This window comes from Burkholderia sp. Bp8963 (assembly GCF_003854275.1).
Lineage (GTDB): Bacteria > Pseudomonadota > Gammaproteobacteria > Burkholderiales > Burkholderiaceae > Burkholderia.
Map to the genome: position 1 here is coordinate 96,661 of NZ_QTQP01000004.1, position 14,534 is coordinate 111,194.

Annotated in this window: 14 protein-coding genes and 1 riboswitch; of the genes, 6 read left to right on the top strand and 8 right to left on the bottom strand. The window is 69.2% G+C overall.

Annotated features, from left to right (window positions below; translation table 11 throughout):
• Window positions 1-91 precede the first annotated feature (91 nt).
• Window positions 92-1,024, bottom strand: coding sequence for a LysR family transcriptional regulator (locus DID96_RS04975; protein ID WP_124598150.1), 933 nt, complete (start codon window positions 1,022-1,024; stop codon window positions 92-94).
• Between the two features lie 147 nt (window positions 1,025-1,171).
• On the opposite strand from DID96_RS04975, the gene DID96_RS04980 reads away from it, so the two are divergent.
• The 3 genes from DID96_RS04980 to ribB all read left to right on the top strand — a co-directional run bounded on the left by DID96_RS04980 (window position 1,172) and on the right by ribB (window position 4,348).
• Window positions 1,172-2,347, top strand: coding sequence for an MFS transporter (locus DID96_RS04980; RefSeq protein ID WP_124598151.1), 1,176 nt, complete (start codon window positions 1,172-1,174; stop codon window positions 2,345-2,347).
• Between the two features lie 183 nt (window positions 2,348-2,530).
• Window positions 2,531-3,214: a helix-turn-helix domain-containing protein gene (locus tag DID96_RS04985; RefSeq protein ID WP_124598152.1), complete on the top strand. Its 684-nt coding sequence runs from the start codon at window positions 2,531-2,533 to the stop codon at window positions 3,212-3,214.
• 120 nt (window positions 3,215-3,334) lie between these two features.
• Window positions 3,335-3,484: riboswitch (FMN riboswitch) on the top strand.
• 117 nt (window positions 3,485-3,601) lie between these two features.
• Window positions 3,602-4,348 (top strand): 3,4-dihydroxy-2-butanone-4-phosphate synthase, encoded by a 747-nt coding sequence (gene ribB / locus DID96_RS04990; protein WP_124598153.1) that lies wholly within the window; start codon window positions 3,602-3,604, stop codon window positions 4,346-4,348.
• A 96-nt stretch (window positions 4,349-4,444) separates the two neighbouring features.
• Here ribB and DID96_RS04995 read toward each other — a convergent pair whose 3' ends face one another.
• The 6 genes from DID96_RS04995 to DID96_RS05020 form a co-directional block, all read right to left on the bottom strand.
• Window positions 4,445-5,131: an HAD family phosphatase gene (locus tag DID96_RS04995; RefSeq protein WP_124598154.1), complete on the bottom strand. Its 687-nt coding sequence runs from the start codon at window positions 5,129-5,131 to the stop codon at window positions 4,445-4,447.
• Window positions 5,132-5,288: 157 nt separating this feature from the next.
• A complete protein-coding gene (gene iolG, locus DID96_RS05000; protein WP_124598155.1) occupies window positions 5,289-6,275 on the bottom strand; it encodes an inositol 2-dehydrogenase in 987 nt (328 codons plus the stop codon).
• Window positions 6,276-6,355: 80 nt separating this feature from the next.
• Window positions 6,356-7,477 (bottom strand): porin, encoded by a 1,122-nt coding sequence (locus DID96_RS05005; RefSeq protein ID WP_124598156.1) that lies wholly within the window; start codon window positions 7,475-7,477, stop codon window positions 6,356-6,358.
• Between the two features lie 177 nt (window positions 7,478-7,654).
• The gene (locus DID96_RS05010; RefSeq protein WP_124598157.1) at window positions 7,655-8,482 is read right to left on the bottom strand and encodes a TIM barrel protein; all 828 of its coding nucleotides are present in this window, start codon (window positions 8,480-8,482) and stop codon (window positions 7,655-7,657) included.
• 34 nt (window positions 8,483-8,516) lie between these two features.
• Window positions 8,517-9,539: a xylose isomerase gene (locus tag DID96_RS05015; RefSeq protein WP_124598158.1), complete on the bottom strand. Its 1,023-nt coding sequence runs from the start codon at window positions 9,537-9,539 to the stop codon at window positions 8,517-8,519.
• Between the two features lie 146 nt (window positions 9,540-9,685).
• Complete coding sequence (locus DID96_RS05020; RefSeq protein WP_124598159.1) at window positions 9,686-10,750, bottom strand: LacI family DNA-binding transcriptional regulator; 1,065 nt, start codon at window positions 10,748-10,750, stop codon at window positions 9,686-9,688.
• A gap of 180 nt (window positions 10,751-10,930) precedes the next feature.
• Here DID96_RS05020 and DID96_RS05025 point away from each other — a divergent pair, with 180 nt between their 5' ends.
• The 3 genes from DID96_RS05025 to DID96_RS05035 are packed head-to-tail and all read left to right on the top strand — an operon-like array spanning window position 10,931 to window position 13,617.
• The gene (locus DID96_RS05025; protein WP_124598160.1) at window positions 10,931-12,016 is read left to right on the top strand and encodes a fatty acid desaturase family protein; all 1,086 of its coding nucleotides are present in this window, start codon (window positions 10,931-10,933) and stop codon (window positions 12,014-12,016) included.
• Between the two features lie 37 nt (window positions 12,017-12,053).
• Entirely contained in the window at window positions 12,054-12,362 is a 309-nt protein-coding gene (locus tag DID96_RS05030; RefSeq protein ID WP_124598161.1) for a non-heme iron oxygenase ferredoxin subunit, read from the top strand.
• Window positions 12,363-12,366: 4 nt separating this feature from the next.
• Entirely contained in the window at window positions 12,367-13,617 is a 1,251-nt protein-coding gene (locus DID96_RS05035; RefSeq protein WP_124598162.1) for an NAD(P)/FAD-dependent oxidoreductase, read from the top strand.
• 191 nt (window positions 13,618-13,808) lie between these two features.
• Here DID96_RS05035 and DID96_RS05040 read toward each other — a convergent pair whose 3' ends face one another.
• A complete protein-coding gene (locus DID96_RS05040; protein WP_124598163.1) occupies window positions 13,809-14,525 on the bottom strand; it encodes an MIP/aquaporin family protein in 717 nt (238 codons plus the stop codon).
• Window positions 14,526-14,534: the final 9 nt, after the last annotated feature.

Genomic DNA, 14,534 nt, shown 5'->3' on the forward strand with positions numbered 1-14,534 from the left:
TTTTCGTGCCGCCCCGGGCGGCCATGCGGTTGCAGCGGCACGATGCCGGCTGCCGGGGTCCGGACCCCGGCAGCGCCGCGCGACCGGGCGTTCAGCGGCACGCGTTCAGCAGGTCGTCGAGCGCGGCCTCCTCGCGCGCGAAGCGTTCGGCGAGGAAATCGAGCAGCACGCGCACGCGCGGCGCCATGTAGCGCTTGCTGTGATAGATCGCGTGCAGCGGCGCCTCCTGGTGCCGCCAGTCGGGCAGCAGCACGCGCAGCCGGCCCGCGCGCACGTCGTCCGCGATGTCCCAGATCGACTTCTGCACGATCCCGTGGCCGCGCAGCGCCCACTCGCGGGCGAGGCCGCCGTCGTTCGTCTCGAACGCGTTCGCGAGCGGCACCGTGTAGGTCTGCACTTCGTCGCCGCGCGTGAAGCGCCACGCGTTCAACGGCCCGGACGCGATCGTGATCACGATGCACGGAAAGCGGGCCAGTTCCTGCGGATCGCCCGGCACGCCATGCCGCGCGACGAACGACGGCGCCGCGCACAGCACGCGCCGGTTCGCGGCCAGCCGGCGGGCGATCAGCGCGCCGTCGGGCGGCGCAGCGAAGCGGATCGCGAGGTCGATCTCGTCCTGCCACAGGTTCGCCGGGGAGTCGGACGCCGTCAGCGAGAACGTCACGTCCGGATACGCGACGGTGAATTCGTCGAGCCAGTCGAGCAACTGGTTGCGGCCGAAATCGGACGTCGACGACAGCCGCACCTTGCCGCCGACGACGTTGCGGCCTTCCTGCAGCATCGCATCCGCATCGTCGAGCGCCTGCAGCGCCTGCCGGCAGCAGTTCAGGTACAGGCGGCCCTCGTCGGTGAGCCGCAGCTGCCGCGTCGAACGCTCGAACAGCCGCGTTGCGGTCTTCGCCTCGAGCTTCGCGAGCCGCGCACTCGCGGCGGCCGGCGTCAGGTTCAGCTTGCGCCCGGCGGCCGTAAGGCTGCCGAGCTCCGCGGCTTCGACGAACAGCCGGATATCGCCCAGTCGGTCCATCCGATTTTCCAATGGCGTTTGAAAATGGTTCAAATGCTACGCCAATTATCAAATTTCATCGTATTCGGGACAATGCGCGCATCTTTCGTCGTGTCGTGCGGCGCGGCATCCGCCCGCGCCGCGCGCCGGCCGCTTCCGGAGACCATCATGCCCGTTCCGTTACTGGCGCTCGCGATCAGCGCGTTCGCCATCGGCACCACCGAGTTCATCATCATGGGCCTGCTGCCCGAGGTTGCGCACGACCTCGCGGTGTCGCTGCCGTCCGCCGGGCTGCTCGTGACCGGCTACGCGCTCGACGTCGCCGTCGGCGCGCCGCTGCTCGCGGTGCTGACGAGCCGCATGCCGCGCAAGGCCGCGCTGCAGTTGCTGATGGGGATCTTCATCGTCGGCAACGTGCTGTGCGCGACCGCGTCCGGCTACGGGATGCTGATGGTCGCGCGCGTCGTCACGTCGTTCGCGCATGGCTCGTTCTTCGGCATCGGCGCGGTGGTCGCCGCGTCGCTCGTGCCGGTCGACCGGCGCGCGAGCGCGATCGCGCTGATGTTCACGGGCCTCACGCTGTCGAACGTGCTCGGCGTGCCGTTCGGCACGTTCGTCGGCCAGCTGCTCGGCTGGCGCGCGTCGTTCTGGATCGTCGCGGCGTTCGGCGTCGCGTCGCTCGCGGGCATTGCCGCGCTGGTGCCGAACCGCCACGACAGCGGGCCGGTCGGGCTCGGCCACGAAGTGCGCGTGCTGAAGGAGCCGCAGGTGTGGCTCGCGCTGCTGATGACCGTGCTCGGCTTCGGTGGCGTATTCGTCGTGTTCACCTACATCGCGCCGATTCTCGAAAGCGTGTCCGGCTACTCGCCGCGTGCGGTCGCGCTGATCCTCGTGCTGTTCGGCGCGGGGCTCACGATCGGCAATACGCTCGGCGGCAAGCTTGCCGACCGCGCGCTGATGCCGTCGCTGATGGCGATCCTCGTCGCGCTGATGGTGGTGATGGCCGTGTTCGCGAAGACGAGCCACCAGCCGGTCGCGGCCGCCGTCACCGTGTTCGTGTGGGGGATCGCCGCGTTCGCGACGGTGCCGCCGCTGCAGGCGCGCGTCGTCGAGAAGGCCGCGAGCGCGCCGCACCTCGCGTCGACGCTGAACATCGGCGCGTTCAACGTCGGCAATGCGGGCGGCGCGTGGCTCGGCGGTCTCGCGCTCGGCCACGGCTTCGCGCTCGATGCGCTGCCGTGGGTTGCGGTGGCGGTGAGCTTCGCGGCGCTCGTCGTCACCTGGCTCGCGGCGCGGCTCGATGCGCGCGATCCGGCGCGGCGCTGCGCGGCGGCGGCGCAATAGCGCGGGAACGGGCCGCGGAAGAACGCATTCCTCCGCGATGCTGATAACGGTGTGAAGATAACTTCGTTTGCCCGTGCGAGACCGGGTGATAGCGTCTCGGTATGCGCTTCGATCGATGCGCAACCCGATGTCCATCCGGCTTATCCCATTCGCAGGGCTGCCCGGCAGCCCGGAGGCAACGCAATGCATTCCACCCTGGCGCTCGTGCGCGATGTGTCTTCCGTCGGGGCCGGCGACACCGCCGATCTCCGGACGCTGGCGTCGTTCGATGTCCTCGAGCAGGTCGTCGGCGTCAATCTCGCGCGGCTGCGCGCCGAGCGGCAGCTGTCGCTCGATGCGCTCGCACGGCTGTCGGGCGTGTCGCGCGCGATGCTCGCGCAGATCGAATCCGCGCGCAGCGTGCCGTCGATCAAGGTGCTGTGCAAGATCGCCGCGGCGCTGAAGGTGTCGGTCGCCGCGTTCCTGCGCCGCCATGCGGTGAACGGCTTCGAGCATCTCGCAGCCGACCGCGCGGCGCGCGTCGTCAGCTCGAACGGCCGCTTCTCGGCACGCGCGCTCTATCCGGAAGGCGAGCCGGCCACGGCCGAGTTCCATGAGCTGCGGATCGCGCCGCTGCATACCGAGCCCGGTGCGCGCCGCGCGCCGGGCACGACGGTCAATCTCGTCGTCAGCGAAGGCACGCTCGAGGTGAGCGTGCACGACCGCCGCCAGTTGCTCGCGACGGGCGACGCGATCGTGTTCGACGCCGACCAGCCGTACAGCCTGCGCAATCCGGGCGACAGCGAGGTGCGTGCGTTCCGCGTGACGGTGAGCCCCGAGGTGCCGCCGCGCTGGCGCGTGGCGGACGCGGCACGCGCGGCTGGCTAGGCCGGCCAGTCCGTTCGGATGATGTTTTTAGACGGGGTCGTCAGTAAGGTTATCGATACCGTTCGCTGCATCGCGCGTGCAGCTGTTGTATGCTTTGCCCGCCGGTTCGTCCGGCAATCAGTGCGTCTTCAGGGCGGGGCGGAATTCCCCACCGGCGGTAGGCTGGCGTAAGCCGGCGAGCCCGCGAGCGCCCGCGCAGTCAGCGCGGGGTCAGCAGATCTGGTCGAATGCCAGAGCCGACGGTCACAGTCCGGATGAGAGAAGATGTGCAGATAGTCATGTCCGTCAGGGCCGCTTCGCGATGCGTGCGAAGCGGGTTGTCGTTCTGTCTGTTTGCAATGCCCTGAAACGTTTTTCGCCCATATCGTTTTGCGAGGAGCGTTTCACATGTCCTTCAAGTCCACCGTTTCGTCCCCCGTTTCGTCCACAGTTTTGTCCAATTCGTCGGCGCCCGCCGATGCCTTCGCCGATCTCCCGTTGCTCGATTCCGAACCGGTGCCGCCGCGCATCGCCGCCGCGCTCGACGCGTTGCGCGCGGGCCGCGCGGTCGTGTTGCAGGACGATCACGACCGTGAGAACGAGGCCGACCTGATCGTCGCCGCGGAGCGGATCACGCCGGAAACGATGGCGCTGCTGATCCGCGAATGCAGCGGGATCGTGTGTCTGTGCCTGACCGACGACAAGGTGCGCGCGCTCGCGCTGCCGCCGATGGTGCAGACCAACGAGAGCCGCAACAGCACCGCGTTCACCGTGTCGATCGAGGCGCGCGAAGGCGTGCATACGGGCGTGTCGGCGGCCGACCGCGTGACGACGATCCGCGCGGCGATCGCCGACGACGCGACGCCGCACGACATCGTCCGCCCCGGGCACGTGTTCCCGCTGCGTGCGCAGCCGGGCGGCGTGCTCGCGCGCCGCGGCCACACCGAAGGGACCGTCGACCTGACGATCCTCGCGGGGCTGAAGCCGGCCGGCGTGCTGTGCGAGCTGATGAATCCGGACGGCACGATGACGCGCGGCGACGACGTCGCGCGCTTCGCGCAACAGCACGGCCTGCCGATGCTGACGATCGCGGAGCTGGTCGAATTCCGCGAGGCGCTCGCGGCTGCGCGCGAGCGGTGCTGCGAGCCGGCGTGACCCGGAGCGGGGCGGGCGCGTTCGCGCGCCCGACGCGTGGCGTCGCGTGCGCGAACGCACACGCGCCGTCAGCAGCCTGAACGGCCTGAACGACCGTCAGGACTGCACGTCGCCGAACTCGCCGCGCATTCCGGCGGCGACGAGCGACGGCAGTTCGTCCATCTTCCGCATGATTCGCGTGATGCCCATCGCGCGCAGCGCGTCCGCGTAGTTGTCGGGGATATGGCTCGCGCCGACGAACGCGATCGTCTTCATCCCGGCCGCGCGCGCGGCATTCAGGCCGGAAATGCTGTCCTCGACGACGACGCAGCGCTCGGGCGCGACGCCGAGCGTGCTTGCCGCGTGCAGATAGACGTCCGGATAGGGCTTCGGCCGCGCGACCTGCTCGGCGCTGAACACGCGCTCGCCGAAGATCTCGGTGAGCGCCGCGCGCTTCAGCGAGCTGCGCACGCGCGCGAGGCGGCTGTTCGACACGACCGCCGCGGGCAGGCTCACCTTCAGCAACGCATCGCGCACGCCGGTGATCGGCGCGAGCGACTGCGCGAGACCGACCTCGATGTTGTGCTCGATCGTCTCGATGAAGTTGTCGGGCATCGTGATGCCGTAGCGCGTTTCGAGCCCCGTGAGGAAGCGCGACGTCTGCTGGCCGAACGCAGTCTTCGCGGCGGCTTCGAAATCGATGTGCGGGAACGTGGCGGACAGCGTGTCGAGCAGTACACGGTCGGCAATGACTTCGCTGTCGACGAGTACACCGTCGCAGTCGCAGATGAGGTGATCGAGCATGATGGTGAAGAGGCGGGGCGTCGGCGACGCCCACTTGCCGCCATGATACGTGCTTTAGCTTACGCGCCGCCAAACGCACTGCGCACCGTGCTGCCGATTGCGCCTGCGAGCGCGACCGGCGGCCCGCCTTAGCGGCCCGCCGTCGCCGCTGCCGCTTTCAGACTTCGACCACGCGCCCCGTCTGCCACGACGTCATCGCCGCTTCGGCCAGTTCGAGCGCGGCGAGCCCGTCCTCGATCGTCGTCCTGACCGGCGAGCCATCGCGCAGCGCGTCGACGAAGTGCGCGATCTCGGCCGCATACGCGTGCCGGTAGCGCTCGAGGAAGAACGGCTCCGGCACGTCGGTCGCAATGCCGCCGGCCGACCACGCGGTGACTTCGGTCGGCCGCACGTTGCCGGCCTGCAGCATCCCGTTGCTGCCGAGCAGCTCGAAGCGCTGGTCGTAGCCGTACGCGGCGCGCCTCGACGTATTGATCTGGCACAGCAGCCCGCGCTTCGTGCGGATCGTGACGGCCGTCGAATCGATGTCGCCCGCTTCGCGCACGGCCGGATCGGTCAGGCAACTGCCGGTCGCATGTAGCGTCTGCGCTTCGTCGCCGAGGATCCAGCGGAACACGTCGAAGTCGTGGATCAGCATGTCCTTGAAGATGCCGCCCGAACTCCTGATGTAGTCGACGGGCGGCGCGCCCGGATCGCGGCTCGTGACGATCAGCATTTCCGGGGCGCCGATCTCGCCGCGCTCGACGCGTGTCTTCAGTGCCGCGAAGGTCGGATCGAAGCGGCGCTGGAAGCCGATCATGCAGGTGACGCCGTGGCGCCGGACGGCGTCCGCGCATTCGCGCGAGCGCGCGACCGTCAGGTCGATCGGCTTTTCGCAGAACACGGCCTTGCCGGCCTGCGCGGCCGCGACGATCAGGTCCGCATGCGTATTCGTGCTGGACGCGATCACGACCGCCTGCACGGCGGGATCCCCGAGTGCCCGCTCGACATCGACGGCCTCGGCGCCATGCGCGTGCGCGAGCGCCTGCGCGGACGGCGCATGCATGTCGACCACGTATTTGAGCCGCGCACCCGGCAGGCGCGCCAGATTCGCCGCGTGAATCTTGCCGATTCGTCCCGCGCCGAACATCGCAATCTCGATCATTCTGTTCTCCTGTTGACTTCGTTTCTTCCCAATTCCGCCGCGGCGCGTGGCGGCCGCGGCGCCTGAACTGCATCAAACCGTCAGAACGAATGGTTGATGCCGATATTCACACCGGTCTGCGAACGGCCCGGCAGCGGATTCGCGAGGTTGTCGTTGTCCGATCCCGGGTTGTTGTTCGCGACCGAAAAATTCGATCCGCTCGCGTTGCGCACGTGCGCGACGGTCGCATACAGAAGCGTGCGCTTCGACAGGCTGTACGCGGCGCTGAGCGCGAACATCGTCGCGTGGCCCGACGGATCGTGCGTCGCGTCGCCGGCGCCCGAGCCGACGTGCACGTAATAGGCGGCGCCGCCGAGCGCGAGCGCGGGCGTCACCCGGTATTGCGCGCCGGCCCAGTAGTGATCCGCGTTGCGCGCGAGGCCGGCGGGCGTGTCGGGCGCGTTCAGGTGCGTATAGGCGGCCTGCAGCGTCAGCGCACGCAGATAGAGGTTCGCGCCCGCGAAGAACTCGCGCGAACGGGTGAACACGTTGCTCATCCGTCCGTTCGCATCGCGCAGTTCGTCGTACATCGCGCGCACCATGAACAGGTCGTTCCGGTACGTGATCTGGATGCCGTCACTGCGGCCCGCCTCGTTGGCCGCGCCGAGATTGAACCCGCCGGCCTGGTTGCCGAGCGTGTATTGCGCATGCAGGCTGAAGCCGTTCCACGACGGCGAGCGGTACTCGATGTTGTTGCTCGTGATCGGCACGTTGCGGCTGCGCACCAGCGCGGTCGCCGAATACGCCTGCTGAAGGAGCGGGTCCATGTCCCACTGGTCGTTCGCGATGAACAGGTTGCGGCCCAGCGTCAGCGTGCCGAAGCGGTCGTGCTGCACGCCGACCAGCGCCTTGCGGCTGAACAGCCGGCCGTTGCTTTCGCCGGCGGTGCCGGCCATCAGGTTGGTGCCGGATTCGAGATTGAAGATCACGTGGTAGCCGCCGCCGAGATCCTCGTGCCCGAGCAGCCCGAACCGGCTCGCGCCCCAGTCGCTGCTTTGCGCGCGCAGCCGCGACGCGGTCGTGCCGCTGCCGGTCTGCACCTGGCTCAGGTAGTCGAGGCCCGCATCGGCGACGCCGTACAGCGTCACCGAGCTCTGCGCGAACGCGGGCGGTAAAGTGAGGATTCCTGATAGGCAGAGTGCTGCCGGCGCGATTCGTTTCATGTCGTCTCCAGACCAGTCGTCGTTTTTCTATGAAGATTCCTGCCGCGGATGACGCACATCATGCGCATCGTGGAGTGCGGCGTATTGCGTGGCAGTTGCCGCGGCGGCGTCCGCCGCCGGGCCGTGCTTCCGGTCGCGGGCCGGCAACGTCTGCCGGCCGCGCGACGGAATCGGGGGTCAGCGCGCCGCCAGTTCGGCCCGCACGTAGTCGATGCTGGCCCGCAGCCGGTCCTCGATGTCGGCGGCTTCGGCGATTTCGCTCGCGAACGGCTCGAACGAGAACGCGCCGCGGTAGCCGCGCGCGAGCAGTTCGCGCAATTGCCGGATGTTGCCGAGCCGGTCGGCGCCGCCAACCAGCACGCGATGGCCGTCGCGCATCCGGTCGACCGGCAGGTCGCTTTCCTCGACGCCGGAGATGTGCACGAGGCCCGTCAGATTCGGGAAGAAAATGTCCTCGCCCGACAGGTGATGGTGGAACGTGTCGTGCACGAGCCGGAACACCTGTTCGCCCGCCGCGTCGTAGATGCCCTTCACCGCATCCGACTTGCGGCGCAGCGCGCACTCCTCGAAGCCGAGCGGCTCGATGAAGCCGAGCAGGCCGCGCGCTTCGAGGATCGGCTTGAGCGCGTTGAGCGCCTTCACCAGATCCGCGTGTCGGGCGTCCGCGCTGCGCGTGTCGCTGCGGCTGTTGGTCGGGCACAGCACCAGCGCGCGCGCGCCGCATTGCGCCGCATAGTCGGCGAGCACGGTCGCCTCGTCCGCGCGCTCGCCGTTCCATTGCTCGAAGCGCTGCAGTGCATTGATCGTCAGGATCGTCAGGCCGCCCGCGTCGGCTGCCGCGCGCACGGCGGCGGCCGGCGTGCCGTCGTTGATCTCGACGCCGTCGAGATCGTTGCGGATCTCGATCGTGTCGACGCCAAGGCGCCGGCACAGCGCGACGTACTGATCGAGCGGCAAGCGCGGCGCGCTCATCCGGTTCAGGGAAAAGTGGAAAGCTTGCGTCATCGTTCTGTCCTCTGGTGGGGGTGCAAGGTCCGAATCAGGTGCCGGTGCGCGCGGCGCCGTCGGCCGGCGGCGCGGCGAGCGCGCGCCACGTGTCGCGCAGCCATAGCGCGCACGCAACGTTGTTGTCGAAGATCGAGTAGCGCGCGCCGCCGCCGTAATCGGGAAACGGAATGAACTCGCAGCTGATCTGCTCGAGCCGTGTCGGCCGGGTGTGCGCATGCCATTGCAGCAGCCGGCGCAGCGCGTCTTTCCAGGTGTCGAGCGATGCCGCATGCCATTCGCCGTGATAGGAACCCGGCGCGGGCGCGACGAATGGATACTGGATGCCGCGGCCCGGCCGGCCGTCCGGGCCACGCATCCAGCGGTTCTCCGGATTGTTCGGGATCACGCTGCGCGCGTGCGCATGCCGCACCCAGCCGCGTTCGATCCAGTCGGCGTACACGGCAGCGGGCGACGCCGGGTCGAGCACGAGCCGGCCGCTTTCGACCTGCTCGCGAATGCCCGATGCATCGAGTTCGGCAGGATTGCCGATCTTGAACAGCAGGTGCGAGTGATCGAGCGTGATCCGGAACGGCGCGCCGGCCTGTTCGACCCGCTGCGCGACGCGCGCGATGCGGGTGAAGTCCTCGCTCCACATGTCGACATGCACTTCGAGGCTCGGCAGGCAGCCGACCGGCTCGCCCCGTTCGTACGCGCGCAGGTAGAAATCGGCGACTTCGCCGTCCGACAGCGGATGGCCATCCGCATGGCGCGCGTACAGCTGGCAGTTGAGCACGGTGCTGCCGAACCGCGCGCCCGCGTCGATGATCTCCGCGACATGCGCTTCGTCGCGGCCCGCGCACCAGATGCCGCCGATCGCGCGGATCGGCAGCGCATGGCGCTCGACCAGCGCGAAACAGGGCGCGAGGTCCTCGCCCCGCGCCGGGTTCTTCTCGACGTAGTCAAACACGCCGGCGTCGGCGATCATCCGGAAGCGCTCGGCGGGCGTGGGCGGCGACAAGCCGTCGTGTTCGAGCACGCCGTCGAGGTTCACGCCGATGAGTATCGGTTCAGCCATCGTCTCCGTCCGTTGTTGTCGTGGATGGCTGCCAAATGTACGGACGCGCCCTGCGGGGTGCATGACAAACAGTGACGAAATATCGCCAATGCGACGGTCGATTTTTTTTGTGATGGCCGTACGGCGTGCGCGGAACGCCGCGCGACTCAGGCCTGCAGGTAAGGGCTCGTCCTGACATTCGCCGAGCAGAACACGCGAAACTCGACCGGATCGCCCGGCGGCGGCTGCTCGACGATCCCGCACGCATGCAGCACGTGCTGCAGCGCGGCGATCGCCTGTCCGTCCGGATCCTGGTCGATCGCGATGTCCATCGTGCCGGCCTCGATGTAGGTCCGGTGCAGATCGAGCATCTCGTGCCCGATCCAGACGACGCGGCCGGCCGCGCCCTGCTTGCGCAACGCGGCCTCGATGCCGGCCGAGCCCGCGCCGCTGTTGTAGATCCCGACCACGTCGTCGTGCGCCTGCAGCGCCTTCGTCACCGCGCGATAACAGCGGTCGTCCTGGTCGAGCGTCTCGACCGGCTCGCCGTCGCAGGTCAGGCTGGCGAATGCGTCGGCCAGCTGGTCGATGCAGCCGGCCATCCGGTCCGCGTGCGCGCGGTAGCCCATCCGGCCGCCCAGCAGCAGGATCCGGCCGGGCCGCGTCGTCAGTCGGCCGAGGTAATAGCCGGCGGTGCGTCCGGCGCGATAGTTGTCGATGCCCGCGTAATGCGCGCGCGCGACTCCGCCGATGTCGGTGACCATCGTGACGACGGTCTCGCCGCGCGCGATCGCGTTTGCCAGCGCGTCACGCACGCGTGCGGTGTCGCGCGCCGTGACGATCAGCGCCGCGCGGCGGTACGCGGGTCGTTCGATCAGCGCGGCGGCCCGCTCGTCGTCCGCGGCGGACAGGATCGTCCGGTGCACGACCACGCGCCGGTCGAGCATCTGCAGCGAGCGCTGCAGCGCCTGCTGCAGCCGCCGGAAAAACGGCGCATCGGTGTCCGGCAGCAGCACGTCGACGTGGATCAGCCCGTGCCGCGTATCGGGCAACTGTCGCGGCACGCCGAGCTGCCGGGCCGCCGCGACCACGCGTTCGCGCGCCTGCGCGGACACGCTGCCGCGCTCGTTCAGCACGCGGTCGACGGTGGTCGTGCTGACCCCCGCGAGCGCCGCGATCTCGGTGAAGCGCGCAGTGCGCTTGCGCCAGCGGGGGCCGGTTTCGCCTGCCATCTTGTCGTCTCCGTCTTCATCGTCGCCATCGGGTCCGTGGCGCTGTCCGTACGCTAGAGCGATGACGAAATTTCGTCAACGTTTCCGTTGAGCGGGCCGTGTCCGTCGCCTAATTTTGCTTCCACACCGAAGCGCTCGCGGCGTCGCGCTTCCCACGCACAAGGAACCAAGGAGACACGGGTGGCCCATACGAACGACCAGGCGCGCGATCGCAACGCAGCGGCGCGCCGTCAGGAATACCGACTGATCGGCGGCGCCGGCGAGCGCGCCCGCGCGGCGGGACTCGTCAACGCGCAGTGGTACCGGTGCCCGGTGCCGCGGCCGGTGATGAAGCAGTTGATGCAGCGTGACGATGCACGCGCGATTCGCGACACGCTGCTCTGGTATGCGGCGATCGTGATCAGCGGCCTGGTCGCATGGCTCGCGTGGCGCGCGCATTCGGCGTGGGCCGTGCCCGCGTTCTTCGTGTACGGCACGCTGTACTGCAGCCCCGCCGATTCGCGCTGGCACGAGTGCGGGCATGGCACCGCGTTCCGCACGCGCTGGATGAACGACGTGCTGTACCAGGTCGCATCGTTTCAGGTATTCCGCCGTGCGACGGTGTGGCGCTGGAGTCATGCGCGCCATCACACCGATACGCTGGTGGTCGGGCGCGATCCGGAAATCGCCGCGCCGAGGCCGACCGACTGGCTCGGGCTCGCGCTGAACGTCGTCGCGCTGAAGCACGTCGCCGGTGAGTTGCGCAAGATGATCGCGAATGCGTGCACGGGCCGTCTCGATGACGACGAGCGGACCTTCGTGCCCGAGTCGGAATGGCCGAAGGTCGTGCGCGAGACGCGCATCCATCTCGCGATCTACGCGGGCGTGATCGGCGCGTCGCTGTACTGGCACACGATCCTGCCGCTGCTCTACATCGGGCTGCCGAGCCTGTACGGCGCGTGGCTGTACCTGTACTTCGGCCTCACGCAGCACGCGGGCATGCCCGAGAACGTGCTCGATCACCGGCGCAACTGCCGGACCGTGATGATGAATCCCGTGTTCCGCTTTCTCTACTGGAACATGAACTACCACGTCGAGCACCACATGTTCCCGATGGTGCCGTTCCATGCGCTGCCGCGGCTACACGAGGCCGTCAGGGCCGACATGCCGCCGCCGTACCCCGGCACGCTGGCCGCGTACGCGGAGATCGTGCCGGCGCTGATCCGGCAGACGCGCGATCCGTCCTACCAGATCGTGCGGCCCGTGCCGGGCGCCGCGCAGGCCTGATCCGCATCCGCAACTGATGACACAGGAGACACGAATCATGACGCAATGGATCGACACCGGCGCACTCGACGACATCGACGACGAAGACGTGGTGCGCTTCGATCACGCGGGGCATACCTATGCGATCTACCGGGTCGACGGCAACGTCTACGCGAGCGACGGGCTGTGCACGCACGAGCACGTGCATCTCGCCGACGGGCTCGTGATGGACCACGTGATCGAGTGCCCGAAGCACAACGGGCGCTTCGACATTCGCGACGGCCGGCCACTTTCCGCGCCGGTCTGCGAGAAGCTGCGCACGTACCCGGCGAAGGTCGAGGACGGCCGCATCCTGATCGAGGTCTGAGCGCATGGCGAACGAGCGTGTGATGGCGATCGTCGGCGCGGGGCACGTCGGCGGACGCGCGGCGCAGACGCTGCGTGAAGCGGGGTGGCGCGGCGGCATTGCGCTGATCGGCGCGGAGCCGCATCTGCCGTACGAGCGGCCGCCGCTGTCGAAGGGGGTGCTGACCGGCGAACGCAGCGCGGCGCAATGCGGGCTGCGCGCGGCCGGCGACTGGCAGGCGGACGGGATCGCGCACATCGTCGCGACCGTCGTGCGCATCGATCCGCGTGCCCGCGACGTCCTGCTGTCCGACGGCCGGGCCATCGGCTACGAAGCGCTGCTGCTCGCGACCGGCGGGCGCGCGCGCCGCGTGGCGATACCCGGCGCGGAGCTCGACGGCGTGCTGGCGCTGCGCACGCTCGACGATGCGGCGGCGCTCGCCGCGCGCCTCGTGCCCGACGCGCGGATCGTGCTGATCGGCGGCGGCTTCATCGGTCTCGAAGTCGCGGCGTCCGCGCGGCTGCGCGGCTGCCGCGTGACCGTGCTCGACGCGGCGCCGCGGCTGCTCGGCCGCGCGGTGCCGGCGTCGATCGCGGCGCGCGTGCATGCACTGCATGCGCATCATGGCGTGCAGATCCGCGTGAACCGGATGCCCGTCGCGATCGCGCGCGCGGCTGACGGCGCGCTGGCCGTCACGCTCGCCGACGGCGGCACGCTCGTTGCCGATACGGTCGTGGTCGGTATCGGTATCGAGCCTGCCGACGAACTCGCGCGCGACGCGGGCCTCGCGGTCGATCGCGGCATCGTCGTGAACGCGCGACTCGAGACGTCGGCACCCGGCATCTACGCGGCCGGCGATGTCGCGGTGTTTCCGAGCGGCCTGTCGGGGCGGCCGATCCGACAGGAAACCTGGCACGGCGCCGAGACGCAGGCACGCGTCGCCGCGCGCAACATGCTTGGCGCGGGCGAGCCGTATGGCGACCTGCCGTGGTTCTGGTCCGATCAGTACGACGGCCAGTTGCAGGTTGCCGGGGAGCCGGCGCTTGGCGAGCACGCGGTTGCGCGCACGCTCGGCGACGACGCCGAGATCCAGTTCCATTTCGACGGTGGCGGCCGGCTCGTCGCGGCGAGCGGTTTCGGTCGTGCGCCCGGATTCGCGAAGGAGATGAAGCTCGCGCGGATGCTGGTCGAGCGCGGGGCGGCGGTCGCGCCGGTGGACGTCGCGGACACGCGCGTGAAACTGAAGGCGCTGTTGCCGGGCTCGACCGGCGGGTAGGACGCGCGCGGCCGCAGGAGCGTGCGCGAGCCGGCGAGAGAAGCCGTGTCCGGGATGGATCGCGGGACGGGTAGCGGTCCCGTTCCGCACCGGGCCATGCAGGGTGTGACCTCTGCCCTCGACCGAAATGTAAAACAGCCCGCGGCCTTGCGGCGCGCGGGCTGCGTTGCTGCTGCGATGCGGGCCGCCAGTCAGTGCGGAACGTGCAGCGTCAGGTACAGCCCGGCTGCGAGCGAGCCACCGATCAGCGGGCCGATCACCGGAATCCACGCATAGCGCCAGTCGCTGTCGCGCTTGCCGGGGATCGGCAGCAGCGCGTGCATGATGCGCGGCGCGAGGTCGCGCGCGGGGCTCATCGCATAGCCGGTCGGGCCGCCGAGCGAAATGCCGATACCGAGCACGAGCAGGCCGACGGGCAGCGCGTCGAGCGCGCCGAGGCCGACCTGCGGCGACGCGAGGTACAGCACGCCGAGGATCAGCACGAACGTGCAGATCGCTTCGGTCAGCACGTTGTGCCGGACGCTGCGGATCGCGGGCGCGGTGCAGAACACCGCGAGCTTCAGGTCGGCATTGGTTTCCTTCGCGAAGTGCTGGCGATACGCGAGCCACACGATCAGCGCGCCCGCCATCCCGCCGAGCATCTGCGCGAGGACGTAGCCGCCGACCTTCGACCACGCGAACTTGTGCGCGAGCGCGAGGCTGATCGTGACGATCGGGTTCAGGTGCGCGCCGCTGAACGACGCGGTCACGTAGACGGCGACGAATACCGCCATCGCCCAGCCCCACACGATCACGATCAGGTCCGCGCCCTTGCCCTTGGTGTTGGCGAGCAGCACGTTCGCGACCGCGCCATTGCCGAGCAGCACGAGGATCGCGGTGCCGATGAATTCTGCGAAATAAGGTGACATGTTGTCTCT

Bases quoted from the DNA above. Each gene is read 5' to 3' on its own strand.
- DID96_RS04975 (WP_124598150.1), bottom strand. From the start codon at position 1,024: ATGGACCGACTGGGCGATATCCGGCTGTTCGTCGAAGCCGCGGAGCTC.
- DID96_RS04980 (WP_124598151.1), top strand. From the start codon at position 1,172: ATGCCCGTTCCGTTACTGGCGCTCGCGATCAGCGCGTTCGCCATCGGC.
- DID96_RS04985 (WP_124598152.1), top strand. From the start codon at position 2,531: ATGCATTCCACCCTGGCGCTCGTGCGCGATGTGTCTTCCGTCGGGGCC.
- ribB (WP_124598153.1), top strand. From the start codon at position 3,602: ATGTCCTTCAAGTCCACCGTTTCGTCCCCCGTTTCGTCCACAGTTTTG.
- DID96_RS04995 (WP_124598154.1), bottom strand. From the start codon at position 5,131: ATGCTCGATCACCTCATCTGCGACTGCGACGGTGTACTCGTCGACAGC.
- iolG (WP_124598155.1), bottom strand. From the start codon at position 6,275: ATGATCGAGATTGCGATGTTCGGCGCGGGACGAATCGGCAAGATTCAC.
- DID96_RS05005 (WP_124598156.1), bottom strand. From the start codon at position 7,477: ATGAAACGAATCGCGCCGGCAGCACTCTGCCTATCAGGAATCCTCACT.
- DID96_RS05010 (WP_124598157.1), bottom strand. From the start codon at position 8,482: ATGACGCAAGCTTTCCACTTTTCCCTGAACCGGATGAGCGCGCCGCGC.
- DID96_RS05015 (WP_124598158.1), bottom strand. From the start codon at position 9,539: ATGGCTGAACCGATACTCATCGGCGTGAACCTCGACGGCGTGCTCGAA.
- DID96_RS05020 (WP_124598159.1), bottom strand. From the start codon at position 10,750: ATGGCAGGCGAAACCGGCCCCCGCTGGCGCAAGCGCACTGCGCGCTTC.
- DID96_RS05030 (WP_124598161.1), top strand. From the start codon at position 12,054: ATGACGCAATGGATCGACACCGGCGCACTCGACGACATCGACGACGAA.
- DID96_RS05035 (WP_124598162.1), top strand. From the start codon at position 12,367: ATGGCGAACGAGCGTGTGATGGCGATCGTCGGCGCGGGGCACGTCGGC.
- DID96_RS05040 (WP_124598163.1), bottom strand. From the start codon at position 14,525: ATGTCACCTTATTTCGCAGAATTCATCGGCACCGCGATCCTCGTGCTG.